The organism is Gemella sp. 27098_8_92, assembly GCF_041433685.1.
In the GTDB taxonomy this organism is placed as follows: Bacteria; Bacillota; Bacilli; order Staphylococcales; family Gemellaceae; genus Gemella.
The window spans coordinates 1-16265 of sequence record NZ_JAPWBZ010000006.1; the positions used below are offsets into that span (position 1 = coordinate 1).

The 16265-nt window shown below is 25.1% G+C and carries 19 protein-coding genes; 15 read left to right on the top strand and 4 right to left on the bottom strand.

The annotated features are described in order from the left end of the window. Both O3802_RS05195 and O3802_RS05200 read left to right on the top strand, forming a co-directional pair. The coding region (locus O3802_RS05195; RefSeq protein WP_371458593.1) for a hypothetical protein at positions 1 to 242 on the top strand (242 nt) is incomplete at its 5' end. A 76-nt stretch (positions 243 to 318) separates the two neighbouring features. Beyond that, positions 319 to 2403 (top strand): CD3337/EF1877 family mobilome membrane protein, encoded by a 2085-nt coding sequence (locus O3802_RS05200; protein ID WP_371458594.1) that lies wholly within the window; start codon positions 319 to 321, stop codon positions 2401 to 2403. A gap of 81 nt (positions 2404 to 2484) precedes the next feature. On the opposite strand, the gene O3802_RS05205 is transcribed toward O3802_RS05200, so the two are convergent. Further along, positions 2485 to 3018, bottom strand: a complete 534-nt coding sequence (locus tag O3802_RS05205; protein WP_371458595.1) for a hypothetical protein — start codon at positions 3016 to 3018, stop codon at positions 2485 to 2487. A gap of 90 nt (positions 3019 to 3108) precedes the next feature. Here O3802_RS05205 and O3802_RS05210 point away from each other — a divergent pair, with 90 nt between their 5' ends. The 10 genes from O3802_RS05210 (at position 3109) to O3802_RS05255 (ending at position 11229) form a co-directional block, all read left to right on the top strand. Beyond that, entirely contained in the window at positions 3109 to 4227 is a 1119-nt protein-coding gene (locus tag O3802_RS05210) for a phage tail tip lysozyme (RefSeq protein WP_371458596.1), read from the top strand. Positions 4228 to 4239: 12 nt separating this feature from the next. Next, positions 4240 to 5031 (top strand): hypothetical protein, encoded by a 792-nt coding sequence (locus tag O3802_RS05215; RefSeq protein ID WP_371458597.1) that lies wholly within the window; start codon positions 4240 to 4242, stop codon positions 5029 to 5031. Positions 5032 to 5113: 82 nt separating this feature from the next. Continuing rightward, positions 5114 to 6967, top strand: coding sequence for an ATP-dependent helicase (locus O3802_RS05220; RefSeq protein WP_371458598.1), 1854 nt, complete (start codon positions 5114 to 5116; stop codon positions 6965 to 6967). Positions 6968 to 7212: 245 nt separating this feature from the next. Continuing rightward, positions 7213 to 7944 (top strand): hypothetical protein, encoded by a 732-nt coding sequence (locus O3802_RS05225; protein ID WP_371458599.1) that lies wholly within the window; start codon positions 7213 to 7215, stop codon positions 7942 to 7944. After that, entirely contained in the window at positions 7937 to 8116 is a 180-nt protein-coding gene (locus O3802_RS05230; protein WP_371458600.1) for a hypothetical protein, read from the top strand. The genes O3802_RS05225 and O3802_RS05230 overlap by 8 nt, the downstream gene beginning before the upstream one ends. A 213-nt stretch (positions 8117 to 8329) precedes the next feature. Continuing rightward, positions 8330 to 8827 (top strand): hypothetical protein, encoded by a 498-nt coding sequence (locus O3802_RS05235; protein WP_371458601.1) that lies wholly within the window; start codon positions 8330 to 8332, stop codon positions 8825 to 8827. 13 nt (positions 8828 to 8840) lie between these two features. Beyond that, positions 8841 to 9137, top strand: coding sequence for a hypothetical protein (locus O3802_RS05240; RefSeq protein ID WP_371458602.1), 297 nt, complete (start codon positions 8841 to 8843; stop codon positions 9135 to 9137). Positions 9138 to 9237: 100 nt separating this feature from the next. After that, positions 9238 to 9423, top strand: a complete 186-nt coding sequence (locus O3802_RS05245; RefSeq protein WP_371458603.1) for a hypothetical protein — start codon at positions 9238 to 9240, stop codon at positions 9421 to 9423. Between the two features lie 116 nt (positions 9424 to 9539). After that, positions 9540 to 9845 (top strand): hypothetical protein, encoded by a 306-nt coding sequence (locus tag O3802_RS05250; protein ID WP_371458604.1) that lies wholly within the window; start codon positions 9540 to 9542, stop codon positions 9843 to 9845. Between the two features lie 106 nt (positions 9846 to 9951). Further along, positions 9952 to 11229, top strand: coding sequence for an ISL3 family transposase (locus O3802_RS05255; RefSeq protein WP_371458605.1), 1278 nt, complete (start codon positions 9952 to 9954; stop codon positions 11227 to 11229). Positions 11230 to 11487: 258 nt separating this feature from the next. Here O3802_RS05255 and O3802_RS05260 read toward each other — a convergent pair whose 3' ends face one another. After that, a complete protein-coding gene (locus tag O3802_RS05260; RefSeq protein WP_371458606.1) occupies positions 11488 to 11811 on the bottom strand; it encodes a hypothetical protein in 324 nt (107 codons plus the stop codon). Positions 11812 to 11851: 40 nt separating this feature from the next. Continuing rightward, a complete protein-coding gene (locus O3802_RS05265) occupies positions 11852 to 12760 on the bottom strand; it encodes a TDT family transporter (protein ID WP_371458607.1) in 909 nt (302 codons plus the stop codon). Positions 12761 to 12904: 144 nt separating this feature from the next. Here O3802_RS05265 and O3802_RS05270 point away from each other — a divergent pair, with 144 nt between their 5' ends. From O3802_RS05270 to O3802_RS05280, 3 genes are read left to right on the top strand one after another with little or no spacing between them, the layout of a single operon-like run. Then, a complete protein-coding gene (locus O3802_RS05270) occupies positions 12905 to 13480 on the top strand; it encodes a TetR/AcrR family transcriptional regulator (protein ID WP_371458608.1) in 576 nt (191 codons plus the stop codon). Beyond that, on the top strand, positions 13481 to 14161 hold the full coding sequence (locus O3802_RS05275) for an ABC transporter ATP-binding protein (RefSeq protein WP_371458609.1): 681 nt from the start codon (positions 13481 to 13483) through the stop codon (positions 14159 to 14161). A 3-nt stretch (positions 14162 to 14164) separates the two neighbouring features. Continuing rightward, positions 14165 to 15307 carry an FtsX-like permease family protein gene (locus O3802_RS05280; RefSeq protein WP_371458610.1) on the top strand — a complete coding sequence of 381 codons (1143 nt, stop codon included), beginning with the start codon at positions 14165 to 14167 and terminating at the stop codon, positions 15305 to 15307. A 59-nt stretch (positions 15308 to 15366) separates the two neighbouring features. On the opposite strand, the gene O3802_RS05285 is transcribed toward O3802_RS05280, so the two are convergent. Next, complete coding sequence (locus O3802_RS05285) at positions 15367 to 16263, bottom strand: metal ABC transporter substrate-binding lipoprotein (RefSeq protein WP_371458716.1); 897 nt, start codon at positions 16261 to 16263, stop codon at positions 15367 to 15369. Positions 16264 to 16265: the final 2 nt, after the last annotated feature.

Here is a 16265-nt window from a genome sequence, read left to right on the forward strand (position 1 = left end):
AAAATATTAATATAGAAGTATATGACGTGAATTATAATTTAGATAAAATTAAAGGTCAATATAATACTTATAAAATTACATTTCCTGACAAAAAAGATAAGTCAGATACAGATGTTTATTTAATTGATAAGGAAAGTAAAGTTGTTAGATTTTCTTCAGGGGATGAAAGTATAGTAGCTAATATGCTTCAGAAAAAAGTGTATGAAGAAAATAATAATAAAAATTTAAAAGCGGAATTTTAGGGGTAAATTAATAATAATTTATAAAAAAGATAACGGAATAATGTTATCTTTTTTTTATTTACGAAAGGAGTTAGAAATGACAAAAAAGAGGAAAATAATATATATAATGATAAGTTTGTTATTATTTGTTTTTTCTACAATAAGCGTAGTATATGCTTCAAGTATTGATGATAAATATAATAATTTAGAACAATATCAAAGTTATATATATGATGAGGCTAAATTGTTAAAAACAGCTAGTTTGTCAAATATGATAGCTAATTTTTTATTTGGAGTAGCTAAAGTAGTTGCGAGTATTACAGATTTTTTCTTAAAAATGTTGTATGATAGTGACGCATTAAATAGCATTGTAAATTTATTAGGTGATACATCTTCAACTATATACAATAATGTATTTGGTAAATATGGAATACTTCTATTTTTTATTGGTGCGGTAGTGGCAGGTATGCGTTATATGGTATCTGCACATCGAGGAGTAAAGGATATGCTTCAATTAGTGCTTTTAATTGGGATATGTACTCTATGGGTTACTAATGCAAGCAGTATAATTAATAGTGCTAATGAGTTTTCTAATGATGTTCAATCAACTATAGCGACGAGTGGAGATAAATTATTAGGAAGTGATGAAAAATTAGATGGTAAAGATATATTAAGGGAGAAGTTCTTTAAGCAAGCAGTAGAACAGCCATTTTTACTTTTAAATTTTAATGAGTTGGATAAAGAAAAAGTAAATAGTAATTCTAATTTTAAAAGTGAAAGTGGAAATAGAGTAGATGATTTGTTAAAATTTAGAGTTTCTGATGACCAAGATAAGTATATTAAAGAATATGAATTAAATGATAAAGATTATAAAGGTGAATCTAATCAGAATTATTGGATTTCAACATATTCAGGAACTCATAAACTTACAGTATCTTTTTTATCTGTAATTATGAATTTAATATTAATGTTACCCTTTAATGTAATAGCGTTTTTTAATTTTATAATTCAGATACAGATACTTTTTTATATATTAATAGTGCCATTTACATTATTAGCTTCTTATTTACCATTTATGAGAATGAGTTATATAAGTGTATTTAAAAATTTATTTGGTTTATATGCAATAAAGGCAATGTTGGGATTAGTAATATTATTGGTATCGTTGGTAATGAATTTAACTAGAAAAATAATGGAAAGTTCAAATGCAAGTCCATTAACTATATATACAACATCAACAATATTACTTGTAGTATCTTTAGTGGCAATGTGGAAGAATAGAAAACAGATTTTAGCAACTCTTTCAGCGGGTGGAGTAGGAAATATAGGTATGTCAACACTTAATGGAATGATGAGAAAACCTAGATTTAATGGTTCGATATTTAACAGTGGATCGAGTGGTGAAAATCAAGATATGAATAAACAAGAAAATTCATATCAAGAAAATAAAGCACCAGAAGAAAATCTAGATTCTCCACAAGTTCGAGAACGTTATAATTATGAAGAAGTAGAACGTACACCACAAGAGGTTACAAGTAATAATCAAAGTAATGTAAGTGGTAATTCTTTAAATAATCAGCCTGTTTTAGATGAAGAACAAAGAATACTGAATAAAGATGTTATAAATGATTCAGTTCGTACACCTCAAACAGAATATAATCAAAATTTAAGTAATATGACTAGAGGAAATAATTATAATTATGATGATTATAGAACAAGTCAATCTGATTATGTTAGTGGTAATGATAGTTTAGGTTCTTCAAGTAATGATTATGTTGAAACCAGACCATTAGTTGAAGATAGTTCTTTAAAATATTCAGATTATACAGGACAATATAGTAATATTAATTTAACACAAGATGAATATAATAAATACTTAGATAAATTAGGTAATGATAAAGAAAGATTGCATAGTATAATTGATTATGCAAGTGAAAGTAAAAATAATGGATTATATCAAAATCAAAGTGATTCTAGAAGATTAGAGAATATAGTTAATAGAGCAGGACAAACTAAGAATTTTACTTCTATCAATAAACCAGTATATTCAGCACCATTCCCTGATTATTTAAAAGAACAAATGAAAAATATATCTCAAACGAAATCTTCAAGTGAACGTGAAATTACAGAAGAAGATGAACAAGCATATAATAGTATGTTAGAAGAATTAAATAAAAGATAAAGGATAGCTAGAACTAGTTATCCTTTTTAATTTTAAGAGAGGTAGAATTTTTGTTTTTGTTATTTAATTGTTTTTCTTCATTTAAAAAAAAGGTTTATTTTTTCCAGGTAAAAAAATACCTAATAAGTATATAAAGATATTGCAAGTTAATATAAAAGTACCAATTATAAAAAAGATGCCTTCTATATTATTAAATGTAAAAGAATTTTTGATATTTTCTATAGGAAAATTAGTTGAATTTGTTATATTTGTGAAAGTAAAAATAATGGTTGTTTTAGTAAGAATATTAGTAATATCATTAATCAAGTCATAAGTAGTATGTGGGAGTCTATTTTCTTTTTTATCCCAACGATGAGTAATTTTAACGTATATAAAGAATTTTATAGATTGAATTATAACAAGGATACCTAAAATTTTAATTGTTAATATATATAATTGGGTAATTTCAGTTGTATAATTATTTATGTATTTAAAAATTAAATAATTATTTAATTCAATATTAATGTTAATAATATTTAATGATATTGCAATAGATAATATAAAAATTAAGAGTGTAATTTTTGAAAATAAAGTGTTGCTTTTTGAATTTAGAATATCAAAAATTTCTTTAATCATATGTAATTCCTCCATAAATAAATATATTAATATTATATCATAGAAATTTAAGATAAAAAAATTGAAGTAATTTAAGTAGGAGTTGATAAAATGGAAGATGAAAAAAAGAATAAAGTAGGAAGAAAGGTAGCGTTAGGTTGTTTACCTTTTTTTATTTTGTTCTTATTATTACCTATAGTTTTAATATTTACGATAGGTGGAGCAATGACAAGTAATAAAGGTTGTAATGGAAGTTCAATAAATGCAGGTGGGCATATATTTGCAGAGGATTATGTAGTGTTGCAAGGATTCGGTTTAACAGCATGGGCAAAGCAAAATATAGGAACATTATATGGAAATATAGGACATACAGGAATAGATGTACAACCTACTAATTTTAGAGATTTTAGTTCTGAAAAAGTTGGGGTACATACAATATCAGATGGAACAGTAGAAGTAGTAGGTTATACTGGTATAGGTGGAAATTATGTATTAATAGATATGGGAAATGGTAAACATGCTTATTATGGGCATTTAAGAGAAGCTACAGTAAAACAAGGTGATACTGTGAAAAAAGGCGACCAGATAGGAATATTAGGTAATACTGGAGCGACAACAGTATATCATGTTCATTTTGAGGTACAGGAAAATCCACCTAGTTTGGCTACTAAAGATAGTTCACCATATTTGGGTAAGGAAGTATTAAATAATGGGGATATAATAAGAGTAAGTGATAAATTAGAAACTCATGTAGAAAGTTCAAGTAATAAAAATTGTAACGGTGTTAATGGGATTGATACAGAGTTAGTAGGTGGTGATAATGCAGAGAAAGTTTGGAATTTCTTTAAAAAGCAAGGTTTTAGTGCAGAAGCAACAGCTGGAATAATGGGTAATTTTCAACGTGAAAGTGGAATGAATCCTGCAATAACAGAGATAGGTAATGGTATAGGTTTTGGACTTGCTCAATGGAGTTTTGAAAGAAGAACAAAATTAGAAAATTGGTCTAAAGAAAATAATTTAGATGTAGCAAGTTTAACAGCACAACTTAATTTCACTATAGAGGAAATGAAAAATATTCAGTTTGGTTCAAAGTCTTTTGAAGATTTTAAAAATATTCATGATGTATCAGAGGCAACAGAATTGTTTGAAAGATATTTTGAAAGAGCAGGAGTTGTAGCATTAGCTGAAAGATTAAAATTTGCAGAAGCATTTTATAGACAATATAAATAGGAGTAAAAGAAAATGAAAGATTTTATAAAGAAGAATAAGAAAACATTATTATTGTTGATATTATTTGTGGTATTATCAGTTTTTACTTTTTATAAATTTTATAATAAAGGAAAACAAGAATCACAACAACAAAATAAAGTGCAATATACACCTGTGCAAGAAAAATATGAAAAAGATAATAAAGGATTACAATTTTTGCCATATAGGATAATTAATGATAGAGATAATAAGAAAATAATGTTAGTGTTCGCAAAAAGTGAAACAGATTATAGTAGTGATTTTAAGTATTATATAATGTTTAAAAATGAAAAAAAAGAAATGAATCAATTTCAAAATGATGAACACATGTTAGTATTAGAAGCTGATTTATTAGTAGATGATAATTTCAAGGTGATAATGGAAAATAATCGAGATAGTAAAGATAAACGAGAAGTAGAATTAAATTTACAAGAAGCAAAAAAATATGATTTAACAAAAGCTACAAAAGATAAATTTAATGAACATGAAAAATTATCACATCATATTATATCTAATCAAGGTGCTATAAAATCAGCAGAAAAAACATTAAAAGAACAAGAAGAATTATTAAAATTTACAGATGAAAAAATAGAAGAATATAATAAACAAGGAAAAACTGAAAGTGTAGCGAGATATAAGAAAGCTAAAGAAGAAGTAATATCAGAAATTAGTAAACAAACAAAGATAAAAGAAGAAAAGAAAAAAGAATTAGATAAATTATTTAAAGAAAATGAACAATTAGAAAAAATGTTTGATGTATTATTTGGGGGATTGCATAAACATTAAACTTTGAATATATATTAATTTAGAGTAGATTAATTCTACTCTATTTTTTATTAGTGATAAAAAGGATAAGAGGTATAAAATAGTGTATAAGTATTTAGAAAGTTTGAATAATGAACAATTAGAAGCAGTATTAAGTAATGATAATGAAATAATGCTTGTAGCAGGTGCAGGAACAGGTAAAACAAATACTATAGTTAAAAAAATAATATATTTGATTAAAGAACAAAGAGTAATTCCATATAATATATTAGCAGTTACATTTACAAATAAAGCAGTAAGAGAAATAAGAGAACGTGTAAATAATTCATTATGTACTAATCATTCAGGAGTAGTAGTTAATACATTTCATCAGTTGGCAAAAAGTATTTTAGATAAAGATGATAATTATGAATTGTTAGGCTATAAAAGTTTAAAAATATTGGAAGATGAGGGCAGAGAAAAAATACTAGATAAAATAATAAGATTTAATGATTTATATAATAAAGTAAATGAGTTTAATAAGACTATTAAAGGATTATTAATAGATTTTAACGCTAAAAAGAATAATAGATATATAGAAAGTTCCAATAAAGAATATGAAGAATTATTTAAAGAATTGTATCACGCTTACGTATTAGAAGTATTTGCCAATGGATATATAGAATTAGATGATTTAGTAAATTTAGTAATAGTATTATTAGAACGTTATCCAGAAATAAGAAAAGAAGTAAGTTCAGCGTTTGATTATATATTTGTAGATGAATATCAAGATGTAAATAAAGAGCAATATAAATTAATTAAATTATTAAAAAATAAAAATAAAGTATTGATAGTAGGAGATGAAGACCAAGCTATTTATGGTTGGAGAGGAAGTAATTCAAAATATTTTAGAGATTTTCAATTAGAATATCCTGATTGTAAAGTTATAAAATTAGAAAGAAATTATAGGTCGACACAGCAAATATTAAATTTAGCAGATGGTTTTATTAAGCAAAATAAAAATAGAATTGATAAAACATTAAGGTCTGATAAAATAGGTGTGATTCCAGATATACAAGAAATAAGTTCTAAAGAAAATCAAATAGAATTTTTATTTGATCAAATACAAAAATTGGGTTCAAATAAAAATGATATAGCAATATTAATAAGAAATAGGGATTTTGATTATTTATCAGATTTAAAATTGAAATTTGTAAAAAATGATATAGGTTATACAATGGTAGGAGAATTTCCACTATTAAAGAGAAAAATTATAAAAGATTTAATGGCAGTGTTAAAATTTTTAATTATAGATACAGATAATATTTCTTTAAGTAGAATAATAAAAAATATGAAATTAGGTTTAGGAGAACAATTTTATAATAAAATTGAAGAAATTTCAGTACAGGAAGATATAAAAAGTTATTATCAGATAATGAAAAATTATGAGGAATATAAAGAATTAAAAAGGTATGCTTCTAAAATAGAAAAATTTGTAGACAAATTTAAAGATTATAATATGGAAAAATCATTTGTAATAATTATAGAAAAAGTAGTAGAAGAATTTTTTGATGAAGTAATATTATCAGAATATCATTATTTACAGGAATTTGTAAGAGAAGCAAATAGGTATTATGAAAAAAATGGATATATGACTTTAACAGAATATTTAGATTATATTCAATATTTTAAAGATACAGGAAAAGCTGATAAAGTGCAAATAATGACAATGCACGCAAGCAAAGGATTAGAATATAAGAATGTATTTGTAGTAAATTTGCATGAAAAATATCCTTATTTGAATAAAGCTAATTACGAAAAATTAGATAAAAATGATTTGGCAGGAATACAGGTAATAGAAGAAGAACGAAGATTATTATATGTAGCAATGACAAGGGCAAAAGAAAGATTATTTGTATTAGGAAGTAGTGATAATATGTTTATTAAAGAATTAAAGGAAATACAGGAAAGTTTTTAATTGAATTATTGACAAAATCTATAATTAGTAGTATTATTTAGTTATAGGTAAATACGGTATTTTATAGTTTGAGAGAATGTATATTTTGAATCTAATCATTCGAGTTCAAATAAGTATTTATTTACATTGCCTTATGGCTGAGCCGGTGTCGGCTCTTTTTTTATGTCTTTTTTTAAAAAACTATTGACACGTTATAACGTGTATGATATAATAAAGGTATGAAATAAGAAAAGAGGTAAAAGACAGTGAGAAAATTTATAGAAAAAAACGGTAGGTCTCTAATGATAGATGTAACAAAAGAGTATTTACTTGATGCTCAATCAATTTTTAAATTTGTAAAAACATCAAAATATGAGACTATTACATTTGATATTAGAAGATTTAATGACCGTGTAGTTCTTGAGATGGTAAATATTACTCATTGCAGTTGGTATTTTAAGAAACCGGATATTAAAATGGTAACTGTTGTGATAAGAGGGAATGAAGAAGAATATATTAATTCTGAATACGAGTGGAATGATAGAATAGTAGTATTTGAGTTTCTACACGAACTAAAACTTGATTATTACGGAGTAACTAATATATTTAATGAAGGGGTTAAAATTGGTAATAAAAATTATTTATCTACAATTGTTCCTTTTGAATTTAGAGAACCAAAGAAAATGAAATTATACAAAAATGTTAGTTCAGAAGATTTGGATAAAATTTTAAAAGAAGGTATTTTACCAATTTCTAAAACTGGTAATGATAATTGGGAGGGAAACAGAAGAGCTAATAATTCGACAGAAGTTGTTTACTTATTCAATCCAATATCAGATGTTACAAGCTTCACACAATATGGAGATGTGGTGCTTGAGGTTGAAGTAGAGGCTTACAGAAATGAAATTGCACCTAATGATTCTAACCGTGGACAATATGAGGAATATATCGTAGCGGAAGTTAAACCAGAAGAAATAGTGGGTGTTAGATATGAGTAAGTTATCAGAATCAAAAAGAAAAGCTAATAAGAATTGGGATGATAAGAATAGAGAGCGTAAAAATTATATAGTCAAGCGTTCTACTGCAAGAAATTTTATTAAAAATATGGATTGTGAGGATATTGCAGAATTTGAGCAATTAATTCAAGAGAGAAAGAAAAGAAATTTATAAAACATATAAGGAAATAGTTGACAAAACAACGCAATTGCGTTATAATAATATTAAGAGTTAAGATAAAATAAAAAAAGAAGAATCAGCCAAGCAACTACCAATTACAAGCTAATTCTTCTCATTCAAAGGTTTCAATTAAAAAATAATTGAATAACCTAATTTTAAATTATTTTTTCTAACTTGTCAATAAAAATAATTAAGGAGAAAAGAACAATGTTAGTATTAAAATTTAAGCATAGTGGGTATCAAAGAGAAGTAGAGATAGAGGGAGATAATTTTAGAGGTATTTATTATGATTTAAGTATGTTATTAAATTCTAATTCACCTAGTCTTGAAGAGGAACAATATATATTGTTTGATGAAGATTATGATGAAGATTTATATAAGTATTTATTAGAAACATCAGGAGATGAGGCATTAGATTATTATAATAGTTTTGTTGAAAGGATTTCAGATAATAAGTATAAAGATTTTATAGTAGAAATAATGGAAGGTAAAAATTATAGAAGTTCAGATTATGAATTTTATTTTAAAGGAGTTCATTATTTTGATACTATAATTGAATATAGTAATTTAGGAATTAAAGAAATAGAACAGATAAATAAAAATTTGTTAGCGACAGGAAAAGTAGAAATAGATTTTAGTGATAGATTGTATACGAAAGATTATAATTTATATAAACAATTAGAAATAGAATTAGAAGATGAATAGAGGTGTAAGTTTAATGAAATTATTTGATAAAATAAAAGATACTGATTTTATAGCGTTAGCTGTAGAAGATAAAGGAAATGTATTAGTGTTAAATGATAGATACGGAAATTTACAGTTTGAGGGTCGATTAAAAAATACTCCATTTGATTATATTTTAGAAATAAACGATAATTATTATAAAGAAAATAAAGTGTTGAGAGTTTCAAAAGTAGATAGTGAAATAATTTATCAAGAAATTTTACAATTAGAAAATGAATTAAATCAAGTTAGAGAAGTAATTTCTAATTATCGACTTTTATTTTTTGAATAAAGTAATAGATATAGTAGGCTTATAAGGATAAGGTATAAAAGCCTTATCCTTTTTTTAATTTAAACACAGAAGTGATCAAGTAAAAAAAGGATAATGGAAGATGGAAAAAGAACAAAGAAATAAAAGAGATAGAGAGTTATATAATAATAATGAGGAAAGTAAGAAAAAAAGATTGTATAGAAATTTAAGAAGTAATACAAAAAGATTTTTAAAGTTGGCGACACATGAGCATTTATTGGAGTTAGAAGAGTTAATAAACCAGGAAAAAAAATCTAGAAATTTATAAAACGCATAAAAAAATAGTTGACAAAACAACGCAACTGCGTTATAATAAAGATAAGTTAATTAAGCAACTACCAATTATAAATTAACTTATAAATTATATTCAAAGGAGAAGAAATAATGATATATAAAGAAAGATTAGCAGTAGGAGAAATTTTGTCAGCTTGTTGGGGTTATGAACAAACAAATTGGGATTTTTATCAAATAGTAAAAATAAGTGATAAAAGTATTTGGCTTCGAGAAATAGAATCAGAAAGTAAACCATGTAATTATATGAGTTATGAAGTTAAACCAGTAAAAGATAAGTTTAAAGAAGATTCAAAAGTGATAAGAAAGACAATAAAAAATTATATAAAATTAAATGATTTTCAGTTTTTAGACCATTATAATAATGGAAATGTATTAATAGAAACTAAATATTATTAAGAGAGTGTAAAAACTCTCTTTTTTTATTTGTAATATGTTTAAATAGTAATAATAAAAGTGTCTAATATGATAAAATAAAGTAAAAAAAAGTGGTTAGGTAATATTTATGATTGATGTATTAGAACTTTTAAATTTTAAAGATAAAAGATTAAGATTGTATCATTCTGAAAAAATTAAAGAGGATAATAAACAAGTAAATTATATATATGGTAGTATAAGTTATGTTCCTAAAAAATGTCCTAAATGTAAAAATCAGGAATTATTAAAAAATGGTGTAGATGTAGTAAAATTACAAATATTAAATATTTGTGGTGTAAAATCATATTTAGTATTAGAAAAACAAAGAATACTTTGTCAAAAGTGTAATTATTGTTTTAGTGTAATGTTTAAGGATTGTAAAAAACATTGTAGAAAGTTAAAAGCAGTATCAAATGTGGTAGATTACCAGTTAGCAAAGACGAAAAATTCATTAAATGATATAGCTAATAGTAATGAAATATCAACATCTTATGTACAAAAGCAGGTATCAAGATATAAAAAAAATATAAAAGTAAGAAAAGATACATTACCAAAAGTAGTAGGAATAGATGAAATAAATGGAGTTAAAACATATCAAGGTAAGTATAATTGTTTAATATATGATATAGAAAATAGAAGAGTAAAAGATTTTTTAGTAACAAGAAGAAAACAATATTTAGATGACTATTTTTCAGGATATACAGTAGAAGCAAAAGAACAAGTAGAATATTTTGTTACTGATATGTGGGATACTTATATAAGTTTGGCTAGGAAACATTTTAAAAAATCTAAAATAATAATAGATAGATTTCATATAATTAAATTAGCAACGGAAACATTAAATAGAATAAGAATAGAATTAATGAATAAATATAAGGTTACTGATTTTAATTATAGAGTTCTCTATAGATTTAGAGATCTCATAAAATTAAAATCGGAAAATGTAACAACGCATTATAAGAAGTATAGAGGATATGACTTTTATTCTGATTATGATGTAATAAAATATATATTATCATTATCAGAAGAATTAGAAGAAGCGTATTACTTAATGCAGTCAGTATTTGAAATGTTTGATAATAAAGATGTATCAAAATTAGATGATATATTTAGAGATACAAATATTAATCATTGGAAAATAAAATCAACTTTAAGAACGTATTTAAAATATAAAGAATATATTATTAATTCTATAATTTATCCATATTCAAATGGAGTAGTAGAAGCTGCAAACAGAAATATAAAGAGATTAAAAAATAATGCTTGTGGGTATAGAAATTTTCAAAATTTTAGAACAAGGATATTTATGATATTTAATTATTTATCGAAGAATAATAAACAACAAGAAAGAAATAGAACAGGATAATTAGTAGAAAAGAAAATAGAATAGAATAATAAACCTATGTAAGAATAGTAGAGATAATAAAAATCAAAATTTTCTATTTGGTAGGTTTATTTGTTGTAAAAAAATTTTAAAAAAGTGTAAAAAATATAGAAAAAACTCATAAAAAAAGTTGAATTAAGCTAGTAATATCAATGTTTTATGAGCTAAATATTTTTTTATCATTTTTTTTATCAACATCTATTGACAAAGAACCTTAAATTTAAACTGTGTCTTTTTCAATCATATAAAATAAATGGAAAACAAGAATAGAATACCTATAAAAACAAATATATAACCAACTCTTTTAGAAATTTTTTCCATTTTTTGTTTTTCTTCAGGTATTTTTTCTATTCTGTTATATTCCTCTTCAGTCATACCAGCAAGAATATTATAGCTTTTTTTATATATAAGTAGATAAGATGTAAAAAAGCAGATAAAAGAGTATAGACAGCACATTAGTATACTTCCCGTATGTTCAAATTTAGTATTATCTATGTATATACCAAAAGAAATTACAAGGATAGCAAATAATAATATAATGATAGCATATTTTTTTCTACTCATATGAATCATCTCCTTAAATAATTTATAAAAAGTAGTTTAATTATTTATATGATAAATTTTTAATGAAGCCGTACCATATGTAAATTACAATAATTATTGCTAATAATTCGCTAAGATGAATTAAAATTTTTAGAATAGAAAAATCACCTAGTTGATAATAAATTCCGGTTTTTTGAAAAGCTATAGCACATATTACTAAAGGGAAAGTAAAGGCAGAGAAACTAGGGTAGAACTTTCTATTTAGTAAAAATGGTAATTGTATTAAGACAAAAATGAATAATAAAACCGTAAGAGGTATTAGTATTGCAAGAATAAAGTTATTTTTTTGAGTTACTCCAATCATATAACTAGCTAATAACAGACCGCCAGGTGCAGAAAATACCGTAATCGTTGGGTAATCTCCCTCATTGAAGTGTTTATATTTATAAACTCTATATAATACAAATGGTAAGAGTAATAAATAATTGATTAATGAGAAATAAAAAAAGATTAAGCCAACTATTTCTACATTATAATTAATTGCCGTCACAGTAACTACAGCAGGTCCAACAAAGGTAATAAACCATGTTGGATAAATATTTTTAATATGTTTGTCTTTGATAATAAAATTATAAGTAGCATAGCTAACAACACAAATATCAAGACATATACCAATAATCCAAGTAGGTAAACTATATAACCCTATATATTTTTTGAAAAAAGAACTTAATAACATAATACTCATTGGATAAGTCGCAAGCACTGTTGCTAAAACAGGATTTTTCATTTCTTCTTTTAGTTTATCGCTATATAGAAAGAACTTTATTGTTAATAGGATAATAATTATTAAAGATAATAAGCTAAAAATAGTCTGTAATATAGAACTATATATTTGAAACATATTGCCAAGAGCAACAGAACCAAGTGCAAGGCCAGCAATTGGTGTAGGTAAATTTTTAATCATATTCATAGATAACTCCTTATATCATTACTTACTACTATTGTATAACATAAAATTTGAAAGCGCAATAATAATATGATTATTCTTGACAAACAAAATTTTAGATGCTATAATCCCAATAAGAAACACCTGTTTCTTATTGGAGGGAATACAATGGCACCTAAGTTTAAATTTACTAAAGAAGAAATTTTAGAGGTTGCACTTGACTTTATAAGAATTAATGGGATAAAGGAAATAAGTGCACGAACTATTGCAAGAGAATTAAATGCTTCTACGAAAGTAATATTTAGTTTGTTTGGTAATATGGAAAATTTGATAAGAGAAGTCAATCAATTAGCTAGAAATGAATTTTTACACAAGGTTAAAATTTCTTTAAAAGATGAAAGTCCATTTAAAAGGCTTGGAATTGAATATATATTATTCTCTAAAAATGAACCAAAATTATTTGAATGGCTATTTATGAATAAAAGTGTAGAGATTGAAGATTTTAAAGATTTTCTCCCTATGTATGATTATGAGTATAAAAAAGTTATAGAGTCAATAGTGAATGAACATAAGATATCTATAAAAAGCGCTGAAAAATTTTATACACATTTATTTACTTATAGTCATGGGATTGCAACGTTAAGTGTTACAGGAATATATAGTTTTACTAAGATTGAGATAATAGAAGCAACGACAGAGATAGCTAGAAGTTTAGTAAAGAGTTTTTTGAAGGAGAATAATTAAATGATTTTAGCAAAAGATATTAGGAAAGAATTTGCTGGTCAAGATGTTTTAAGAGGAATTAATCTAAGTGTAGATGAAAATGATTTTGTAGTTATATTAGGAGCATCTGGATCAGGGAAATCCACATTATTAAATATTTTATCAGGTTTAGAAAAGTCAGATTCAGGAGAAGTTTTATACAATGGAGAAAACATAAGTAATTATACAGAAACTCAATTAACAGAATTTCGCAGAAAGAATATAGGATTTGTTTTTCAACAATATTATTTATTAAATAATTTAACTGTTTTCCAGAATGTTAGAATTGGTGCTAATTTAGCAAATAATAGTGACTGTTCTGAAATATTAAAAGAACTTGGTTTAGAGGATAAGGTTGAAAAATATCCTAATGAATTATCAGGAGGAGAACAGCAACGAGTTTCTATTGCTCGAGCATTAGCTAAGAAACCAAAAGTATTGTTTTTGGATGAACCTACAGGAGCATTGGATGAAGAAACAGGAAGAGGTATATTGGAGTATATCTTTAAATTAAGAAATGAATCAAAATTTACTATGATAATGGTTACTCACAATGAAAATATTGCACAAATTGCCAATAAAATAGTTCATGTAAAAAGTGGTAAGGTATCATCGATAGAAGAAAATAGTACTCCAAAAACTGTGGCTGAGATAGGATGGTAATTTATGATAGTTGAAGTTAAAGATTTAAAGAAAGCTATAGCAGTAGTAATAATAAGTTTTTGTGCGGTATTTGTTACGACATTATTTTTTAATTTTTATTTAGATTTAAAAGACTTAGATATAACTACTCTAAATTTAATTCAAAAAAAATTCTATGATACACAGCTCATAGTTTCGAAGTTTGTTATAATTGTTACTGGAGTAATACTTTCAATTAGTTCAGCAATAATGCTACTTTTTTATATAAAACAGCATATAGACCAGTCGAAACATAAGATAGGGATTTTAAAAGCTTTAGGATATAGTAATATGTTTATATCAAAAAATTTCTCAGTGTTTAGCTTACTGATTTTCTTAGGAACTTTTTTAGGTTTTGGTAGTTCGTATTTATTGATGCCAAAGTTTTATGAGAGTAGAAACAAGGATAATATACTTACAAATCTAACAATAGACTTCCATCTACAGCCGTTAATATATTTAGTATTACTTCCGACATTGCTATTCTTAATATTATCAATGATGTATGTTTTATTAAAATTAAATGTACCAACAACAGTTTTGCTAAAACAACTAGAGTTGAAAAATAAAATTATTAAGAAAAGAAAACCAAAGATACAAGAAAAATTTATAAAAGAATTAGAGTCGACAATTTTGTATAGTAATAAAACACTAATATTCTTTATTATTTTTGCCGCAATGTCATTTTCTTCAATGATTCAAATGTCATTAGGAATGAGAGATTTTGTTGATACTATAATACGAATGATTATGACAGTAATAGGTGTAATTTTGTCATTATCTATTCTCCTGATAACTCTTGAGGTTATAGTTAGTAATAATAAGAAAAATATTTCTATCCTAAATATAATGGGGTATTCTGTTAGTGAATGTTCTCAAATAGTATTGTCTAAATATAGAATAGTGGCACTGGTAGGTTTTATTATAGGAACAGTCTATCAATATGTATTAATAAAAGTGTTATTAATTAAGTTGTCGAAAGAATTAGATAGTCAGGTAGTATATAATTTTGATTATTTATCATTATTAATAAGTTCAATTTTATTTATTTTAATATATGAATTGTTTATAAGATATTATTATAAAAAAATAAGAATGATTGATGCTAAAAAGATAATACTAGATTAAAAAAATCTCCTACAAAACTTAAAGTTATTTTGTAGGAGATTTTTTTCTGGGTAAGTTAATTATTTAGAAAGCCCTTCAGCAATCTTATCTAAGTTCCATTTCATCATATTGTAGTAGCTGTCACCATTTTGCCCTGGTTCTGCTACAGAATCTGTGAAGATTTTTTCAAAGATTGGAATATTAGTATCTTTTGATACTGTTTGCATTGGACGTTCATCAACACTGCTTTCAACGAATAGAGAAGGCACTTTTGTTTTACGTAGTTTTTCAACTAATGCTTTAATTTGATCAGGAGTTCCTTCTTCTTCTGTATTAATTTCCCAAATATATGCAGAAGGTACGTTGTAAGCTTTAGAGAAGTATTTGAAGCATCCTTCACTAGTTACAATCATTTTTTTCTCTTTTGGAATATTGTTGAATTTTTGTTTAGCTTCTTTATCTAATGTCTCTAGTTTTTCTAGATAATTTTTTAGATTAGCTTCATAGAAATCTTTATTTTTTGGATCTTTTGCACTAAGTTGTTTTGCAATGTTTTTAGCGTAAATCATACCATTTTCAAGGTTTAACCATGCATGAGGGTCTTCTTTACCTTTTTCATTTTGCCCTTCAAGATAAATAACCTCAACTCCATCACTTACAGCATAGTAATCTTTATTTTCTTCTTTTTTAGCATTTTGTACTAATTTAGTAAACCAAGCATTTCCACCAGTTTCTAAGTTAATACCATTATAAAATATAAGGTTAGCTTGCGAAGTCTTTTTAACATCATCAGGTAGTGGTTCGTACTCATGTGGATCTTGTCCAACAGGTACTATACTGTGTAAATCAATTTTATCACCTGCAATGTTTTTAGTGATGTCGGCGATAATAGAGTTAGTCGCCACAACTTTAAGTTTTTCGCTTGTATTTGAATTTTTATTAGCATTAGAACAAGCGAATAGTCCAACAGCTAACATAA

What these genes read in the sequence shown, in the direction of transcription:
- O3802_RS05200 (WP_371458594.1), top strand. Translation starts at nt 319, where the DNA reads ATGACAAAAAAGAGGAAAATAATATATATAATGATAAGTTTGTTATTA.
- O3802_RS05205 (WP_371458595.1), bottom strand. Translation starts at nt 3,018, where the DNA reads ATGATTAAAGAAATTTTTGATATTCTAAATTCAAAAAGCAACACTTTA.
- O3802_RS05210 (WP_371458596.1), top strand. Translation starts at nt 3,109, where the DNA reads ATGGAAGATGAAAAAAAGAATAAAGTAGGAAGAAAGGTAGCGTTAGGT.
- O3802_RS05215 (WP_371458597.1), top strand. Translation starts at nt 4,240, where the DNA reads ATGAAAGATTTTATAAAGAAGAATAAGAAAACATTATTATTGTTGATA.
- O3802_RS05230 (WP_371458600.1), top strand. Translation starts at nt 7,937, where the DNA reads ATGAGTAAGTTATCAGAATCAAAAAGAAAAGCTAATAAGAATTGGGAT.
- O3802_RS05235 (WP_371458601.1), top strand. Translation starts at nt 8,330, where the DNA reads ATGTTAGTATTAAAATTTAAGCATAGTGGGTATCAAAGAGAAGTAGAG.
- O3802_RS05240 (WP_371458602.1), top strand. Translation starts at nt 8,841, where the DNA reads ATGAAATTATTTGATAAAATAAAAGATACTGATTTTATAGCGTTAGCT.
- O3802_RS05245 (WP_371458603.1), top strand. Translation starts at nt 9,238, where the DNA reads ATGGAAAAAGAACAAAGAAATAAAAGAGATAGAGAGTTATATAATAAT.
- O3802_RS05250 (WP_371458604.1), top strand. Translation starts at nt 9,540, where the DNA reads ATGATATATAAAGAAAGATTAGCAGTAGGAGAAATTTTGTCAGCTTGT.
- O3802_RS05255 (WP_371458605.1), top strand. Translation starts at nt 9,952, where the DNA reads ATGATTGATGTATTAGAACTTTTAAATTTTAAAGATAAAAGATTAAGA.
- O3802_RS05260 (WP_371458606.1), bottom strand. Translation starts at nt 11,811, where the DNA reads ATGAGTAGAAAAAAATATGCTATCATTATATTATTATTTGCTATCCTT.
- O3802_RS05265 (WP_371458607.1), bottom strand. Translation starts at nt 12,760, where the DNA reads ATGAATATGATTAAAAATTTACCTACACCAATTGCTGGCCTTGCACTT.
- O3802_RS05270 (WP_371458608.1), top strand. Translation starts at nt 12,905, where the DNA reads ATGGCACCTAAGTTTAAATTTACTAAAGAAGAAATTTTAGAGGTTGCA.
- O3802_RS05275 (WP_371458609.1), top strand. Translation starts at nt 13,481, where the DNA reads ATGATTTTAGCAAAAGATATTAGGAAAGAATTTGCTGGTCAAGATGTT.
- O3802_RS05280 (WP_371458610.1), top strand. Translation starts at nt 14,165, where the DNA reads ATGATAGTTGAAGTTAAAGATTTAAAGAAAGCTATAGCAGTAGTAATA.
- O3802_RS05285 (WP_371458716.1), bottom strand. Translation starts at nt 16,263, where the DNA reads ATGTTAGCTGTTGGACTATTCGCTTGTTCTAATGCTAATAAAAATTCA.